Genomic DNA, 15,581 nt, shown 5'->3' on the forward strand with positions numbered 1-15,581 from the left:
TGTCCTACGAAAGAGACCCCCATGCCGACCGAATTCATCTCCGTCACCTTCCCCAATGCCTCGACCGATATCGCGCCGCTGCCCGAGGCGGCGATCGACCCGGCCTATCTGGTGCGCTATGCCAAGATGCTGGACGACTACGGCTTCAACTACACGCTGGTGCCCTACCACTCCTCCTCCTTCGACCCATTCACGGTGGCGGCGACGATCCTTGCCAACACGCGGCAGATCAATGCCATCGTGGCGCTGCGGCCCAACACCGTCTATCCGACCGTGGCCGCCAAGGCGCTGGCCACCCTGTCGCAGCTGAGCGGCGGGCGCATCGTCGTCCACTTCATCGCCGGCGGCGATCCGGCAGAACAGGCGCGCGAGGGCGATTTCCTGAACAAGGAAGACCGCTACGCCCGCCAGGCCGAATATATCCGCATCCTGCGCCGGGCCTGGGCCTCGACCGAGCCCTTCGACCATGAGGGCAGATTCTACCAGTTCAAGGGTTTCGCCAGCAAGGTCCGCCCGGTCAAGCCGATCCCGGTTTCGGTCGGCGGCTCTTCGGACGAGGCTTACCGCGTCGGGGGCGAGCTGGCCGATATCTTCGGGCTCTGGGGCGAACCGCTGAAGGAAACCCGCGAGCAGATCGACAAGGTCAATGCAGCCGCCGCCGCCGCCGGCCGCAGCGACCGCCCGCGCATCTGGGTGACCTTCCGCCCGATCATCGGCGCCACGGATGAGCTGGCCTGGGAAAAGGCCCATGCCGTGCTGGACCAGCTCAACGCCGCCCGCGACAAGGGTCTGGCGCGCAAACCCGCCAGCGCCGGGGCGCCGCTGAACGTCGGCTCCCAGCGTCTTCTGGAAATCGCCAAGCGGGGCGACGTGCAGGACCGCGCGCTCTGGTATCCGACCGTCACCGCAACCAACGCCTCCGGCGCCTCGACCGCCCTCGTGGGTTCGGCCGAGACCATCGCCGCCTCGCTTCTGGACTATGTCGATCTGGGGGCCGACCTGATCTCGATCCGCGGCTACGACAATTACAACGATGCGGTGGATTACGGCCGCTACGTCCTGCCCCTGGTCCGCGAAGGTCTGGCCGAGCGTGAGGCCGCCCGGGCGAAAGTCAACGAGCCCGCCTGAGCCTTTTGCCGGGGTCGCCAGACCCGCCGACCCCGGCCTTCCCTTGCAAGAAAGAGCTGCCGTGACCCTCTCACCCTTCACCGTCCCGCCCCATACCCTGGCCCGCATCGCCCTCGCCGCGAAGGAGGCCGACCGCACCGGCAGCTTCCCTGTCGAGGGGATAGCGGCCCTGCAGGACGCCGGCCTGTTGCAGGCCACCGTGGCGCGCCGCTATGGCGGGCCGGGTGGCACGATCGAGGATCTCGTCCGCATCATCGCCCAGATCGGCACCGCCGACCCTTCGGTGGCGCTGATCGTCACCATGACGCTGGCCAACCATCTGGCGCAGGCCGAGCGCGGCCACTGGCCCGAGGACTATTACCGACAAATCGTCGAACAGGGCCGCAGCCGCCCGATCCTGTTGAACGCCGCGCGGGTCGAGCCTGACCTCGGTTCCCCCGCGCGGGGCGGGTTGCCGCAGACGAGGGCAAGGCGCACCGCAACGGGCTGGGCCATCAGCGGGGTGAAACGCTTCGTCACCGGCTCGGAAGGGCTGACGCATCACCTTGTCTGGGCCACCACCGACGAAACCCCGGCCCGCGTCGGCACCTTCATCGTCCCCGGCGAGACGCCCGGCGTTGCCATCGTCAAGACCTGGAACAGTCTGGGGATGCGCGCCACCGCGTCGCATGACGTGGTCTATGACAATGTGGCGGTGCCCGCAGGCCATGTGCTTGACCTTGTCGAGGCGGGCAAGGGCCAGCAGGACAACCTCGGCCACGCGGTGCTGACCCTTGGCCTGACCTCGATCTACCTCGGCGTCGCCGAGGCCGCCGCCGAGGCCTTCGCCCGCTTTGCCCATGACCGCGTCCCCGCCAACCTGGGCCGCCCGATTGCCGAGACCGAGCGGATCATCACCATCGCCGGCGAGATCGACCTGCTGGTCGGCTCGGCGCGGACCTTCCTCTTCGACGCGCTTTACCATCACCGCGACGACGCGCTGCATCTGATGCGGGCGCGGATGATCGTCGGGCGGCAGTTGCAAGAGGCGGTGGCGCTGGCGGTCAAGGCGCTCGGCAATCCCGGCCTCAGCGCCGATCTGGGGCTGGAGCGGCACTTCCGCAACATCCAGGCCGTGCTGATCCATGCGCCGCAGGAGGATACCGTCCTCTCCATCCTCGGCCGCAGCGCCTTTGCCCGGTTCAAGGCCTCTGGCGCCGAAGCGCAGCCCGATCCCCTGCGAAAGGCGGTCTGACGATGACCTATGTGATCCTCGGCGCCGGTGCCGTGGGTTCGGCCCTTGCCGCCCAATTCTCGCAAGCCGGACTTGCCAACATGCTGGTCGGACGCGGTGCCCAGCTGGAGCATCTGCGGCGCCACGGCCTGTCCTATCGTCGCCCCGACGCCACCCGCCAGATCGCGCTGAACCTCACCGATCTGGACAGCCTGCATCTTGCGCCCGACGATATCCTGCTGCTGGCCGTCAAGGCCCAGGATGTCGAGGATCTGACCGCGCGGCTGGCGCAAGTCCCCCTCGCCACCTCCTTGCCCGTGGTGACCCTGCAAAACGGGCTGGAGGCCGAACGCATCGTCGCCCGCCGCTTCCCGCACCTCTATTCCGCCGTGGTGCGCACGCCGGCGATCTATACCGAGGTCGGCAAGGTGCGGGTTCTGGCCAGCCCGCAGTTTGCCGCCATCACCATCGGGCGCTATCCGGAGGGTCGCGACGGGGTCTCGGCCCGGCTGGCGACAGACCTCACCCGGGCCGGGGCGCTGGTGGAAGAGCGGGCCGATATCCTGCGCTGGAAGGCGCAGAAACTGACCTACAACGTCCGCAACGTGGTGGAACTTTTCGCCGCCACCCCGACCGCGGCACTGCGGGTCGCCGATGCCCTTTCGCAAGAGGCAGAGGCGGTGCTGCGCGCCGCAGGCTTTGATCCGGCAACCGAAGGGGACCGCAAGGTCAGCCTCGCCGGCTGGCAGGTGCAGCGCGATCCCGACGATCCGGGCGGGCAATCGACCTGGCAAAGCTTCGTGCGCGGCGCGCGCCACGAGGTCGACTTCCTCAACGGCGAGATCGTGCTGCAGGCCCGGCTGCTGGGGCTGGCCGCACCCTGGAACGAGGCCGCGCAACGTCTGGCCGATGGTCTTGCGGCACAGGGCGGCAAGCCGGGCGACCTTGCCCTCGACAGGCTGGTGTCGCTGGCCCAGGCGAAAGGCGCGCTTGACGCGGTGGCGGCGCAATGACCACCGCCCTCCGCTCCACCCTCGCCAGCCATATCCTCGACGTGGCGAGCAACCTCTTCTTTCGCATCGGCATCCGCGCGGTGGGCATGGACCGCATCATCCAGAAAGCTGGCAACCCGGCGTTTCGCGCCTGTGCCTTTGGCCTCGCGGCGGCCGAGCATGGCGAAAGCGCGCGGATCGTGGCCCGTGCGGACCTGGCACAGCCGGACCGGATCGGTGCCCATCTGGCCCTGCTTTACGACGGGGCACTGGCACGCCCCGCGGTCCATGGCGGCGGGACGCCGATGCTTGAGGCCAAAGCATGTGCGCTGGCCCTGTTCGATCAGGCCGCGCAAAAGACCCACAAAGGACGGACCAAGGAATGACACAGAAGATCGACTACTTTTTCGGCCTGGGCTCGCCCTGGGCCTATATCGGGTTGGAGCCTTTCCTGGCCCTCGCCCGCGCGCAGGGGGCAGAGATCGTCCCGCATGTCATCCCGCTGATCGAGGAGAACGGCGGCATCTACTCCCGCAACCGCCCCCCCGCCCGCAAGGCCTATTGGGTCACCGACCTCAAACGCTGGGCGCATCGGCGCAATGTGACGCTGGCGTTCGAGGGCCGCGAGAGCCTGTCCGATATCACCCCGGCAAGCGATCTTGTCGTGGCGGCCCATCTGGGCGGCGGCGACTGGCTGGCCCTTGCCCGCGCCTTCCATCAGGCCTTCTGGGGCCGGGCCGAGGATATCGGCGCGCCCGACACCCGCGCCCGCCTCACCGCTGCGACCGGGCAGGACTTTGCCGCACTCGAGGCCTTCGCCAAGGGGCCGGAGGTTGCCCGCCGCAAGGCCGAAAGCCTGGATCTGGCGCGCCGGGCCGGCGTGTTCGGCCTGCCCTCCTACCGCGTGGGGGAGGAGCTTTTCTGGGGGCAGGACAGCCTGCCCTTCCTGGAAGACCACCTGAAGGGCAAGGCGCTGGTCGCCTGAGGCGCTGCGAACAGGTCGCCCCTGCCGGGGCGGCCTTCAGCCTTGCCCAAGCAGGATCTTGCCCGGGTTGAACAGATCCTCGGGGTCCAGCGCCGCCTTGATCCGCCGCATCACCGCCAGCGCCGGGCCATGTTCGGCCACCAGGTATTTCGCCTTGCCCAGGCCCACGCCATGTTCGCCGGTGCAGGTGCCGTCGACCTCCAGCGCTTTTTGCACCATGGCGGCATTGATCCGCGTCACGATGGCGTCCTCGTCCGGGCGCTCGGGGTCCAGCGCAAAGACGACATGGAAATTGCCATCGCCCACATGGCCCATGATCGCATAGGGCACCGGGCAATCGGCCAGAAGGGCCTTGGCGTGCAACAGGCATTCCGCCAGCGCCCCGATCGGCACGCAGACATCGGTCGGCCAACCGCGCGAGCCGGGCCGGGTCGCCAGCGTGGCGTTATAGGCGCTGTGACGCGCCTTCCACAGGCGGTTGCGCTCTTCCTCGGCGCGGGCCCAGCGAAAGCCCGCACAGCCATTGGCCTCGGCCAGGGCGCGGAAACTTGCCACCCGGCCCTCGACCTCGGCCGCCGATCCGCCAAACTCGACGAAGAGCGTATCCGCCACCACCTCTGACAGGTGAGAGAAGGCGTTGACCGCCGCCACCGCCCCGGCATCGAGATATTCCATCCGCCCCGGGTTCAGCCCGTACTGGATCGCCTCGATCGCGGTCCGGCAGGCCTCTTGCGGGCCGGGAAAGGTGCAGACGGCCGCCAGAAGCGCCTCGGGCCGCGCCTGCAGGCGCAGGGTCACCTCGGTGATGATGCCAAGCGTGCCCTCCGACCCCAGATACAGATGGGTCAAATCATAGCCCGCCGAAGATTTCCGCGCCCGCCGCGCCGTGCGGATCACCTCGCCCTGCGGCGTGACCACGGTCAGGTTCAGCACATTCTCCGCCATCGTGCCATAGCGGACCGCACTGGTCCCCGAGGCGCGGGTGGCGCACATGCCTCCCAAAGTCGCATTGGCGCCGGGATCGACCGGAAAGAACAGCCCCGTATCGCGCAGCGCGGCGTTGAGCGCCTCTCGCGTGATCCCGGCCTCGACCGTGCAGTCGAGGTCGTCGGTGGAGACCCGCAGGACCCGGTTCATCCGCATCATGTCGACCGAAACCCCGCCGCGCACCGCCGCCACATGCGCCTCGAGCGAGGAGCCGAGGCCGTGGGCGATCAGCGGCACCTTGGCCGCGGTGCAGATCCGGACGATTTCCGCCACCTCGTCCGTCGTCAGGGGCCAGACCACGGCATCGGGCAGCTGCGGCAGGTGGTGGGTCTCGTGCCCCGCGTGATGGTCACGCTCGCCCGCGCTGGTCGAAAGACGATCCCCGAGGAGTTCGGCAAGACGGGCGATCACGGCCGGTTCGATGGTCAAAGATCAATCCTTTCCTGCGGCGGCACCGGCCCGCCATTGGCCCTTGATGGCGCAGGCGCCGCCAAGCCAGACTTGCCCCAAGCCTAGGGGGCGCTGAGATCCGTTCCTCCGCCGGCATTGTGCAAGGGCATCGTCCTGAACTGCAATGCCGCAAAGCACCTTCCCGCAAGAGGTTGTTTCTACACACTTAACACAGAGTGGACTGGCAGGAAAGCAGTCTGGCGCCACCCGGCTTTCGAACTTTTACCGTCAAAGGGCACAAACTGCGCTTCTTCGTCAGCCAAAACGAATTGCATTCTCTGCGGGTCCAGAGCGACTTGGCGCCCTGCAAGAACCATCGCCCCGCCGGCTTGTCCCGCAGCGCAGGACTCGCGCCGCGACGGGTGAAGGACCAGAGGATGAACTCCCTGCAACTCGGCGCTTGATCGACTCAACAATGTAATGCACAGTTTACACATGAGTGTATCAGAAAACTTACACGTCTTGCCGCGCCCGCAGCCGAGGGCCATGCTGGAGCTGATCAAGCCCATCACATGGTTTCCGCCAATGTGGGCCTATCTGTGCGGCATCGTCTCGGTCGGCGCGTCAGGCTGGGCCAGTTGGCCGATGGTGCTTTTGGGCATCATCCTTGCCGGGCCGGTCGTCTGCGGCATGTCGCAGGCGGCGAACGACTGGTGCGACCGCCATGTCGATGCGGTGAACGAGCCGCATCGCCCGATCCCGTCAGGCCGCATTCCCGGGCGCTGGGGCCTTTGGATTGCGCTGGCCATGTCGGCACTGGCGCTGGGGCTTGGCTGGCTGCTGGGGCGCTGGGGCTTTGTCGCCACCGTGGCGGGCGTGCTGGCCGCCTGGGCCTATTCGGCGGAGCCGGTGCGGCTGAAACGGTCGGGCTGGTGGGGGCCGGGGCTGGTGGGCCTGTGCTATGAAGGTCTGCCCTGGTTCACCGGGGCGGCGGTCCTGTCGCAGGCCATGCCCTCGTTCCAGGTCTGCACCATGGCGCTGCTTTACGCCTTTGGGGCGCATGGCATCATGACGCTCAACGATTTCAAGGCGTTGGAGGGCGACCGGCTTTATGGAGTGCGCTCGCTTCCGGTGACCCTGGGGCCAGAGGTGGCGGCGCGGGTGGCCTGCACCGTCATGGGGCTGGCGCAGGCGCTGGTGATTGCCTTTCTCTTCGTCTGGGGGCGACCCTATCACGCCATCTTCGTCGCGCTGCTGCTCTTCTGGCAAATCCGCGCCATGGGCACGCTGCTGCAAGACCCCAAGGGCAAGGCGCCCTGGTACAACGCCACCGGCATCGGGATGTATGTCAGCGGCATGATGATCACCGCCTTTGCCCTGCGCAGCCTGGAGGCCATGCCATGAAACATCTGTCCTGGGTGTCGATCTTTCGGCTTGGCGCGGTGCAGATGTGCCTTGGCGCGATCGTCGTGCTCTGCACCTCGACGCTGAACCGGCTGATGGTGGTGGAACAGTCCCTGCCTGCCGTGCTGCCGGGGCTGCTGGTCGGGCTGCATTATGCCGTGCAGATCACCCGTCCGAACTGGGGTTACCGGTCCGACACAGGCGGCAACCGGACGAGGTTCATCATCCTCGGCATGGCGATCCTGGCGCTTGGCGGGTTTCTGGCGGCGGCGGGTTTCGTGCTGATGGGGCGGATGTTCTACCCGGGGCTGGCGGTTTCGCTCCTGGCCTATGTGCTGATCGGCGCCGGAGCCGGCGCTTCGGGCACAACGCTTCTGGCGCTTCTGGCGACCAATACCCATCCGCGCCGCAGGGCGGCTGCGGCCACGATCACCTGGCTCATGATGATCTTCGGCATCGCCGTGACGGCCACGCTCATCGGCAAGGCGCTCGACCCCTATTCGCAGACAAGGCTCCTGCAGCTTGTGGCGCTGGTCGGCGTGGCTGCCGTCACCCTGACCATCCTTGCTGTCTGGGGGATCGAGGCGCGTCACGCAGGCGGAGCCGAGCCGCAACGGGCGCTGCCCCTGCGCGAGGGCCTGGCCCAGATCTGGGCCGAACCCCGGGCGCGCAACTTCACCTTCTTCATCTTCCTGTCGATGGTCGCCTATTTCATGCAGGAGCTGATCCTGGAGCCCTATGCCGGCCTCGCCTTCGGCTTTACCCCGGGCCAGTCCACCCAGCTGTCCGGCGCGCAGAACGGCGGGGTGTTCTTCGGGATGCTGACCGTGGGGATCGCGGCAACCGGGCTTCGCCTCGGCTCCCTGCGCGCCTGGGTGATGACCGGCTGCGCCGGATCGGCGCTGGCGCTGCTGGCCATCGCACTTGCGGGTCAGATGGCCCAGGGCGCCAGCCTGATCCAGCCCGCCACCATGGCCTTGGGCTTTTTCAACGGCATGTTCGCGGTGGCGGCCATCGGCGCGATGATGGCGCTGGCCGGCGAGGGCCGGGAGGAGCGCGAGGGCACCCGCATGGGCCTTTGGGGGGCGGCCCAGGCGGTGGCGGCCGGTCTGGGTGGCGTGCTCGGCGCCGGGGCGGTCGATCTGGCCCGGCACCTCATGCCGACGCCCTCTGCCTTCGGGCTGGTCTTTTTGGTGGAAGCGGGGCTTTTCGCCCTGGCCACATGGATGGCAGCGGTCGTGATCGAGGCGCGGCGCCAGCCCCTTCCGGGCGCCCTGGTTCCAGGAGAATAGGATGTTTGATGTCATCGTCATCGGCGGCGGACCCTCTGGCGCGACGGCGGCCAATGACTTGGCACGCGCCGGGGTGAAGGTGGCCTTTCTCGACCGGGCCGGGCGGATCAAGCCCTGCGGCGGCGCCATTCCCCCCCGCCTCATCGTGGATTTCTCGATCCCCGAGGGGCAGCTTGTGGCGCAAATCCAGACGGCGCGCATGATCTCTCCGACGCAGCGCGCGGTGGATATCCGGATCGAGGGCGGTTTCGTCGGCATGGTGGACCGCGAACATTTCGACGAATTCCTGCGGCTGCGCGCGGTGGCGGGTGGGGCGAAGCGCCTCACAGGCACCTATCTGCGGCTGGAGCGTGACAACACCGGCACCCATGTCCTTTACCGCGACAAGGCCTCGGGCGAGGAGATGCGGCTGGCGACCCGGCTGGTGATCGGGGCCGATGGCGCGCGCTCTGCCGTGGCGAGGACCGAGGTGCCGGGCGGCGACAAGACCCCCTATGTCATCGCCTATCACGAGATCATCCGCGCACCGGCCGCCTCCAACAGCTATGATCCGACGCGTTGCGATGTGATCTATGATGGCCGGATCAGCCCGGATTTCTATGGCTGGGTCTTCCCGCATGGCGCAGAGGCCAGCGTGGGGATGGGCACGGGGATCGACGGGGTCGATCTGAAACAGGCCACCGCCGATCTGCGCGCCGCCTCGGGCCTTGCGGGCTGCGAGACCCTGCGCCGCGAGGGTGCGCCGATCCCCCTGCGCCCGATGGACCGTTGGGACAATGGGCGGGATGTGATCCTTGCGGGCGATGCCGCCGGGGTCGTGGCGCCCTCCTCCGGCGAGGGGATCTATTACGCCATGGTGGGTGGCCGTGTCGCCGCCACCGCAGCCCAGGCCTGCCTTGCCACCGGGCGCCCGGCCAAACTGCGCCTGGCCCGCAAGCTTTTCATGAAAGAGCATGGGACCGTCTTCAAGGTCCTGCGCTCGATGCAGGACGCCTATTACAAGTCGGACGAACGGCGCGAGCGTTTCGTCAGCCTCTGCCATGACCTCGATGTGCAGAAGCTGACCTTCGACGCCTATATGAACAAGAAGCTGGTCAATGCCCGCCCGCTCGCGCATCTGAAGATCGGCTTCAAGAACCTCAGGCACCTGATGGGCTGGGTCGCGCCGGAGCATGTATGACAGAGATCATTCCCGCCTTCGTCGATGGCCACCTGATGCCGGTCGAAAAGATCGAGGCGCATCGCCGTGGCCTGCGCCATCCGGCCGTGTCGGTCTTCGTGATGAACGGAGCGCGCACGCTTCTGCAACGCCGGGCGCTCGGCAAATACCACACGCCGGGCCTTTGGACCAACACCTGCTGCACCCATCCGCGCTGGGGCGAGGCACCGCTGGCCTGCGCCACCCGGCGGCTGGAGGATGAGCTGGGCATCACCGGCCTGCCGCTGCGCCGTGTCGGTGGTATCGAATACCGGGCCGCGGTGGGCAAAGGGTTGATCGAACATGAGGTCGTCGATCTTTTCGTCGCCGAAGCGCCCCTGACGCTGGCCCTGATGCCGAACCCGGACGAGGTGATGGACACCGCCTGGATCGCACTGGAGGATCTGACCCGGCAGATCAAGGACGACCCCGCCCGGTTCACCCCCTGGTTGCGGATCTACCTGACCGAAGGCCGCGCCGAAATCGCCACCCTGCTGGACCCTGCGCATGCCTGAGCCTCAGCGCTTCCCGTGCATCTGCCCCGCGCTGCCCTTCGCGTGGCCTATTCGTCGTCGCGGGTCAGCAGGCCGAATTTCCGCAGCTTCACATAAAGCGACTGGCGCGACAGGCCCAGCATCTCGGCCGCGGCCATCCTGTTGTTGCGCGTCAGGTCCACGGCGGTCTGGATGCACATCTTTTCAACCACATCGGTGGTTTCCGCGACGATATCCTTCAGCGTCGATGAGCCGACCAGCTCCATCACGCCGCGCATGCCATCCTCGCTGCCGGCAAGACCGGGCCGCCGCACCAGCTCTGCCCAACTGGAATCGCGCAGCACCAGCGCAAAGCCGGGGCGCGGCCTGTCGCTGAAATAGGTGGCCGACACCTCGACCGAGACTTGCCCGCTGAATTCGTTCACCAGTTTGGTCGAGTAAAGCCGCAGCTGGCGCGACCGCTTGGCATTGTCGAGGATCACCCGCAGATCGACCGCACCGCGCGACAGGAAATCCGCCATCGACCGCCCGCGCACATCGGCCAGATGGTTGCTTTCCGTCAGTTTCAGGAACGCGTCATTGACCAGGGTGATGACGCCATCCTGATCGAGGAAGACGATCGCATCGACGCCCTCGTGGAAGAACCGCTCCAGATTTTCATGCGACTCGTTCAGCGCGAGGCTGGCCTGTTCGTGCGACTCCAGCCGGCAGAGCATCAGACGCTCGCCCGCGGCGCGGAACAATTTGGGGATCACCCGCAGACGGCGCTGCGACCGGCGCGCCACCAGCTCCACCGGGCTGATCGAGTCGGCAGAGGCGATGTTGGTCAGGCTTTCCAGGAACTCGCCGCGACGGCGACCTTCGAATTCCTGCGCGATGGCGGCGCCGACCAGTTCCAGCCGTGCGCCGCCCAGCAGCGCCGCCGCGGAGGCGTTCAGGTCGACGATCCGGCCGTTGTTCATCGAAAGCAGCACCACGGCATCCAGCGTGGTTTCCATCAGCACCCGGTAGCGCGTGTCCATCTCGCGCTGGGTCTCGTAGTCCCGCTCCAGCGCGATCTGCGCCATGACCAGCTGTTGCTGCATCTCGGCAATCGGGCGCATGTCGCGGCCCAGCATCAGCACCGTCTTGTCCTTGCCGATGCAGTGCATGACGTAGCGGACCGGAAACTCCCACATCGACAGGCCGACATGGTTGATCTCCACCGCCATGGACTTCGCGCCGGGCTTCATCACGGCTTCCAGACGCCGCACGAACTTGGGCCGGCTTTCCTCGGTCACGATATCGAAGAAATGCTGCCCGACCCAATCATCCAGCTTGCCGAACGCCGGGTGGTGCGGGTTGACCATGACCGCGCCGACGCGGCCCTCATCGGTCACCAGCAGGGAAATGTCGGCCGCAGTCGCGACAATCTCGGACAAAAGCTCCGGATCCACCAAAGGCATGGCCATGCCCGCAAGAAAATGATTCGAGTCCGTGTTCACCAGAGTCATCGCCATTCTTGCCGCCCACCCATCACTTCGGGACAGCGGTGTGTTACGCGCGCCGCAGCACGCAAGAGGCGTCGAACTTGAGGCCAATCGCCTCGAGCGCAGCGCCGATGTCATTGGAGGAAAGATCAGCCCCAGTGCATGCTGCCGGATCCTCCACCTTTGCCATCACGGCCCCGCCCACGACGATCGGGCATGGATTGGTCATGACTGTTCTGAGATACTTTATGGTCCGGGCCACCGGATCCAATTTGTCCTTGGTCGAAATCGAGATCAAAATCCCGTCGAACTGCCGCGTTGTCACGAGATTGCGCAATTCTTCGAAGCTTGGTGCAATTCTGAGGCAGACCGAAACTCCGTAGCGGCGCATCTGGCCCACGGCCACCATCGGGCCCAGGGTGTGATGCTCGCGGTCGGGCAGCAGCAAAAGCACCGTGCCGCTGCCGGCATCCCCGGCCTGATCCGCCACCCAGGCCGTGCCGATCTCGCGCAGAAGGCTTTGCAGCCGCCCGACCCCGATCGTCACATCCATCCAGGACAGCTCGTCCTCGTGCCAGGCGTGCCCCATCCGCCGCGCCGCCTCGGGGATGTAGAGGTCGGCCATGGCCGCCAGCGTGATCCGCGAGCGGCGCACTTCGCCCAGCAAGGCGGCAAAGGCATGGGTGGTTCCCGACAGCGAGGCCTGGATCAAGCCGGTCACCAGGGGTTCGCGCAGGCCCGAAACCGCCCTTGCGCTGCGGTCCGCCAGAAGCGAGACGACCTGGCTGGCAAAGTAGGTGACGCCCGCGATGTCGCCTGGCGGTGTGCGATGCTGATCTTGTTGGCGGAATTCTTGCATGCGAAGGCACCCCCACAGGGTCACCCACAAGATCGCAGCTTGAGTCTGTCCGCACGATCAGGGTCATCCCTTGGGTTAACCTTTCCCTAGCTTCGCGAAATTGTCAAAGAAAATTGACACTCCCGAAGATAAACGGCTGGCGGTGAAAATTCAAGTCTCTGTAAACACATCACAATACACGGGATTTTTTGCCGCAGAGGGGTGGGCTATCCCGGTCGGGCCCCATAAGAGTGTCAACTCAAATTGTGTAAGTTCTAATTGACACATTGAGAATCGAGGGACTAGGGTTGCCGTCAGGAGACGCCGTCTGAAAGGCAAGCCATGCCAAAGATTCGCCCCAGCAAACCAGCCCGAACCCCGCTTTACACGGCTGCCGAGCGTGCCCGGCGCGATGCCACGGGATGGACCCTGGTGCAGGGGATTCTGGCGCCCTTGCAATTCCTGGCCTTTGCGACCTCGCTGGCGCTGGTGCTGCGCTATCTGGTCACCGGCGCGGGCTACGAGGCGGCGACGATCTCGATCCTGGTCAAGACCGGCTTTCTCTACCTCATCATGGTGACCGGCGCGATCTGGGAGAAAGTCGTCTTCGGTCAATATCTTCTGGCCCCCGCCTTCTTCTGGGAGGATGTCTTCTCCTTCGCGGTGATCACCCTGCACAGTGCCTATCTGTTGGCGCTCTGGACCGGGGCGCTGAGCCCGCTGGGCCTGATGATCCTGGCCTTGGCGGCCTATGCGACCTATGCGGTCAATGCCGCGCAGTTCGTCTTCAAGCTGCGCCTGGCACGGCTGGACATGGCGGGGCAGGAGGCGGCCCCTCAGGACCGCGGCGCGCAGGACCTGGCGGTGCGGACATGACCACCCCCGCCCCCGCCCTTGGCTGCACAGACACCCCCGTCCTCAAGGAGCGGGGCCAGCGCGAGGTGTTTTGCGGTCTGACCGGCATCATCTGGCTGCACCGCAAGATGCAGGACGCCTTCTTTCTCGTCGTCGGATCGCGCACCTGCGCCCATCTTTTGCAATCGGCCGCCGGGGTGATGATCTTTGCCGAACCCCGCTTTGGCACGGCGATTCTCGAGGAAAAGGATCTGGCCGGCCTCGCCGATGCGCAGGCCGAGCTTGACCGCGAGGTGGACCGCCTTCTGGCGCGCCGCCCCGACATCCGGCAGCTGTTCCTCGTCGGCTCCTGCCCCTCCGAAGTCATCAAGCTGGACCTGCACCGCGCCGCCGAACGGATGAGCGTCAGGCATGCCCCGCATGTCCGCGTGCTGAACTATTCCGGCTCGGGGATCGAGACGACCTTCACCCAGGGCGAGGATGCCTGCCTTGCCGCGATGGTGCCGACCCTGGCCGCGACGCCGGAAAAAGAGCTGCTGCTGGTCGGCGCCCTGCCCGATGTGGTCGAGGATCAGGCCCTGGCCCTGCTGAAGGCGATGGGGATCACAAGGGTCCGCTGCCTGCCCGCCCGGCGCAGCGCCGAAGGTCTTGCGGTCGGCCCGAACACCGTCTTCGCCCTGCTGCAGCCCTTCCTCGGCGATACCGCCGCGGCCCTTTCACGGCGCGGCGCCCGCCGCATCGCGGCCCCCTTCCCCTTCGGCGCCGAGGGCACGAGCCTTTGGCTGCAGGCCATCGCCACCGAATTCGGCGTGCCGGCCGACCTCTTCGCCGCCGTCACCGCAGCCCCCCGCGGTCGGGCCGAGAAGGCCGTGGCCGCCGCGGCGCGCAGCCTGACCGGCAAGACCATCTTCTTCTTCCCCGACAGCCAGCTGGAACTGCCCCTCGCCCGCTTTCTCACCCGCGAGTGCGGCATGACGGCGCTGGAGGTCGGCACCCCCTTCCTGCACCGCGAGGTGATGGCGCCCGAACTGGCCCTTCTGGCCAGGGGCCCGACCCTGTCCGAGGGCCAGGATGTCGACCGGCAACTCGCCCGCGCCCGCGCCGCCCGCGCCGATCTGACCGTCTGCGGGCTGGGCCTTGCCAATCCCCTGGAGGCGGAGGGGCTTGCGACCAAATGGGCGATCGAGCTGGTCTTCACCCCGGTCCATTTCTACGAACAGGCCGGCGATCTGGCTGCGCTCTTCGCCCGCCCCCTGCGCCGCCGCGCCCTGCTTGCGCCCCTGGCCCCCCGGCTGGAGGTCGCAGAATGAAGCTGACGCTCTGGACATATGAAGGCCCGCCGCATGTCGGCGCCATGCGGGTGGCCACGGCGATGAAGGGGCTGCATTACGTCCTCCACGCGCCGCAGGGCGATACCTATGCCGACCTTCTCTTCACCATGATCGAACGGCGCGACCATCGCCCGCCGGTCACCTATACCACCTTTCAGGCCCGCGATCTGGGCGGCGACACGGCCAGCCTCTTCAAGACCGCCTGCCAGGAGGCCGTGGACCGCTTCCACCCCGAGGCGCTGATCGTCGGCGCCTCCTGCACCGCGGAACTCATCCAGGACAATCCCGCAGGCCTTGCCGCCTCGATGAACCTCGGCCTGCCGGTGATCGCGCTCGACCTGCCCAGCTACCAGCGCAAGGAAGGCTTCGGCACGGATGAGACCTTCCTGCAGATCGTGCGCGCCCTCGCCCGCCCGATGGAGCGGACGGCAGAGGTCACCTGCAACCTGATCGGCCCCACCGCACTTGGCTTTCGCCACCGCGACGACATCACCGAACTGACAAGCCTGCTGTCCGACATGGGGATCGGCGTGCATGTCGTGGCCCCGATGGGCGCGCGCCCCGCCGACATCGCCCGCCTGGGCGCCGCCCATTTCAACGTGCTGATGTACCCCGAACATGCCGAATCCGCCGCCCGCTGGCTCGAGACGACCTGCAAGCAGCCCTATACCAAGATCACCCCCATCGGCGTCGGCGCCACCCGGGATTTTCTGGCCGAGGTCGCCACGATCACCGGCCTTCCGGTCAGGACCGATACCGCGCGCCTGCGCCTGCCCTGGTGGACGCGCAGCGTGGATTCGACCTATCTCACCGGCAAGCGCGTCTTCCTCTTCGGCGACGGCACCCATGTCGCCGCCGCCGCCCGCATCGCCCGCGACGAGATGGGGTTCGAGGTGGCAGGCCTTGGCTGTTTCAACCGCGAAATGGCCCGTCCGATCCGTGCCCTGGCGCGAGATTACGGCGTCGAGGCGCTGATCACCGACGATTACCTCGAGGTCGAGGCCG

General features: G+C 66.9%; 15 protein-coding genes. 12 read left to right on the plus strand and 3 right to left on the minus strand.

The annotated features are described in order from the left end of the window. Nucleotides 1-21 precede the first annotated feature (21 nt). From AC1DZT_RS12295 to AC1DZT_RS12315, 5 genes are all read left to right on the plus strand, one after another. A complete protein-coding gene (locus tag AC1DZT_RS12295) occupies nucleotides 22-1,128 on the plus strand; it encodes an LLM class flavin-dependent oxidoreductase (protein ID WP_478006927.1) in 1,107 nt (368 codons plus the stop codon). 61 nt (nucleotides 1,129-1,189) lie between these two features. Continuing rightward, the gene (locus AC1DZT_RS12300; RefSeq protein ID WP_478006928.1) at nucleotides 1,190-2,362 is read left to right on the plus strand and encodes an acyl-CoA dehydrogenase family protein; all 1,173 of its coding nucleotides are present in this window, start codon (nucleotides 1,190-1,192) and stop codon (nucleotides 2,360-2,362) included. 2 nt (nucleotides 2,363-2,364) lie between these two features. Then, nucleotides 2,365-3,354 (plus strand): ketopantoate reductase family protein, encoded by a 990-nt coding sequence (locus AC1DZT_RS12305; RefSeq protein ID WP_478006929.1) that lies wholly within the window; start codon nucleotides 2,365-2,367, stop codon nucleotides 3,352-3,354. Then, nucleotides 3,351-3,719 carry a hypothetical protein gene (locus AC1DZT_RS12310; RefSeq protein ID WP_478006930.1) on the plus strand — a complete coding sequence of 123 codons (369 nt, stop codon included), beginning with the start codon at nucleotides 3,351-3,353 and terminating at the stop codon, nucleotides 3,717-3,719. The genes AC1DZT_RS12305 and AC1DZT_RS12310 overlap by 4 nt, the downstream gene beginning before the upstream one ends. Next, nucleotides 3,716-4,318, plus strand: coding sequence for a DsbA family protein (locus AC1DZT_RS12315; protein WP_478006931.1), 603 nt, complete (start codon nucleotides 3,716-3,718; stop codon nucleotides 4,316-4,318). The genes AC1DZT_RS12310 and AC1DZT_RS12315 overlap by 4 nt, the downstream gene beginning before the upstream one ends. 36 nt (nucleotides 4,319-4,354) lie before the next feature. Here the strand turns inward: AC1DZT_RS12315 and AC1DZT_RS12320 are convergent, their stop codons facing one another. Next, the gene (locus AC1DZT_RS12320) at nucleotides 4,355-5,734 is read right to left on the minus strand and encodes an FAD-binding oxidoreductase (RefSeq protein WP_478006932.1); all 1,380 of its coding nucleotides are present in this window, start codon (nucleotides 5,732-5,734) and stop codon (nucleotides 4,355-4,357) included. Nucleotides 5,735-6,190: 456 nt separating this feature from the next. On the opposite strand from AC1DZT_RS12320, the gene chlG reads away from it, so the two are divergent. Genes chlG through idi form a run of 4 tightly spaced genes read left to right on the plus strand, consistent with a single transcriptional unit; the run spans nucleotide 6,191 to nucleotide 10,104 of the window. Continuing rightward, nucleotides 6,191-7,099 (plus strand): chlorophyll synthase ChlG, encoded by a 909-nt coding sequence (gene chlG, locus AC1DZT_RS12325; protein ID WP_478006933.1) that lies wholly within the window; start codon nucleotides 6,191-6,193, stop codon nucleotides 7,097-7,099. Beyond that, entirely contained in the window at nucleotides 7,096-8,391 is a 1,296-nt protein-coding gene (locus tag AC1DZT_RS12330; protein WP_478006934.1) for a BCD family MFS transporter, read from the plus strand. The genes chlG and AC1DZT_RS12330 overlap by 4 nt, the downstream gene beginning before the upstream one ends. A 1-nt stretch (nucleotide 8,392) precedes the next feature. Further along, entirely contained in the window at nucleotides 8,393-9,571 is a 1,179-nt protein-coding gene (locus tag AC1DZT_RS12335; RefSeq protein WP_478006935.1) for a geranylgeranyl diphosphate reductase, read from the plus strand. Next, nucleotides 9,568-10,104, plus strand: a complete 537-nt coding sequence (idi, locus tag AC1DZT_RS12340; protein WP_478006936.1) for an isopentenyl-diphosphate Delta-isomerase — start codon at nucleotides 9,568-9,570, stop codon at nucleotides 10,102-10,104. Before AC1DZT_RS12335 ends, idi begins: the two co-directional genes overlap by 4 nt. Nucleotides 10,105-10,151: 47 nt before the next feature. On the opposite strand, the gene ppsR is transcribed toward idi, so the two are convergent. Continuing rightward, complete coding sequence (ppsR, locus tag AC1DZT_RS12345; protein WP_478006937.1) at nucleotides 10,152-11,528, minus strand: transcriptional regulator PpsR; 1,377 nt, start codon at nucleotides 11,526-11,528, stop codon at nucleotides 10,152-10,154. Nucleotides 11,529-11,619: 91 nt separating this feature from the next. Beyond that, nucleotides 11,620-12,411, minus strand: coding sequence for a hypothetical protein (locus tag AC1DZT_RS12350; RefSeq protein WP_478006938.1), 792 nt, complete (start codon nucleotides 12,409-12,411; stop codon nucleotides 11,620-11,622). Nucleotides 12,412-12,732: 321 nt separating this feature from the next. On the opposite strand from AC1DZT_RS12350, the gene bchF reads away from it, so the two are divergent. The 3 genes from bchF to AC1DZT_RS12365 all read left to right on the plus strand — a co-directional run. Then, on the plus strand, nucleotides 12,733-13,266 hold the full coding sequence (gene bchF / locus AC1DZT_RS12355; protein WP_478006939.1) for a 2-vinyl bacteriochlorophyllide hydratase: 534 nt from the start codon (nucleotides 12,733-12,735) through the stop codon (nucleotides 13,264-13,266). Next, on the plus strand, nucleotides 13,263-14,555 hold the full coding sequence (locus tag AC1DZT_RS12360; protein ID WP_478006940.1) for a ferredoxin:protochlorophyllide reductase (ATP-dependent) subunit N: 1,293 nt from the start codon (nucleotides 13,263-13,265) through the stop codon (nucleotides 14,553-14,555). Before bchF ends, AC1DZT_RS12360 begins: the two co-directional genes overlap by 4 nt. After that, a partial coding sequence (locus AC1DZT_RS12365; protein WP_478006941.1) for a ferredoxin:protochlorophyllide reductase (ATP-dependent) subunit B occupies nucleotides 14,552-15,581 on the plus strand: 1,030 nt, incomplete at its 3' end. The genes AC1DZT_RS12360 and AC1DZT_RS12365, both read left to right, overlap by 4 nt.

The sequence above is a fragment of the Rhodobacter sp. P1_C2 genome (assembly GCF_056406375.1).

Bases quoted from the DNA above. Each gene is read 5' to 3' on its own strand.
- AC1DZT_RS12295 (WP_478006927.1), top strand. From the start codon at position 22: ATGCCGACCGAATTCATCTCCGTCACCTTCCCCAATGCCTCGACCGAT.
- AC1DZT_RS12305 (WP_478006929.1), top strand. From the start codon at position 2,365: ATGACCTATGTGATCCTCGGCGCCGGTGCCGTGGGTTCGGCCCTTGCC.
- AC1DZT_RS12310 (WP_478006930.1), top strand. From the start codon at position 3,351: ATGACCACCGCCCTCCGCTCCACCCTCGCCAGCCATATCCTCGACGTG.
- AC1DZT_RS12315 (WP_478006931.1), top strand. From the start codon at position 3,716: ATGACACAGAAGATCGACTACTTTTTCGGCCTGGGCTCGCCCTGGGCC.
- chlG (WP_478006933.1), top strand. From the start codon at position 6,191: ATGAGTGTATCAGAAAACTTACACGTCTTGCCGCGCCCGCAGCCGAGG.
- AC1DZT_RS12330 (WP_478006934.1), top strand. From the start codon at position 7,096: ATGAAACATCTGTCCTGGGTGTCGATCTTTCGGCTTGGCGCGGTGCAG.
- AC1DZT_RS12335 (WP_478006935.1), top strand. From the start codon at position 8,393: ATGTTTGATGTCATCGTCATCGGCGGCGGACCCTCTGGCGCGACGGCG.
- idi (WP_478006936.1), top strand. From the start codon at position 9,568: ATGACAGAGATCATTCCCGCCTTCGTCGATGGCCACCTGATGCCGGTC.
- ppsR (WP_478006937.1), bottom strand. From the start codon at position 11,528: ATGCCTTTGGTGGATCCGGAGCTTTTGTCCGAGATTGTCGCGACTGCG.
- AC1DZT_RS12350 (WP_478006938.1), bottom strand. From the start codon at position 12,411: ATGCAAGAATTCCGCCAACAAGATCAGCATCGCACACCGCCAGGCGAC.
- bchF (WP_478006939.1), top strand. From the start codon at position 12,733: ATGCCAAAGATTCGCCCCAGCAAACCAGCCCGAACCCCGCTTTACACG.
- AC1DZT_RS12360 (WP_478006940.1), top strand. From the start codon at position 13,263: ATGACCACCCCCGCCCCCGCCCTTGGCTGCACAGACACCCCCGTCCTC.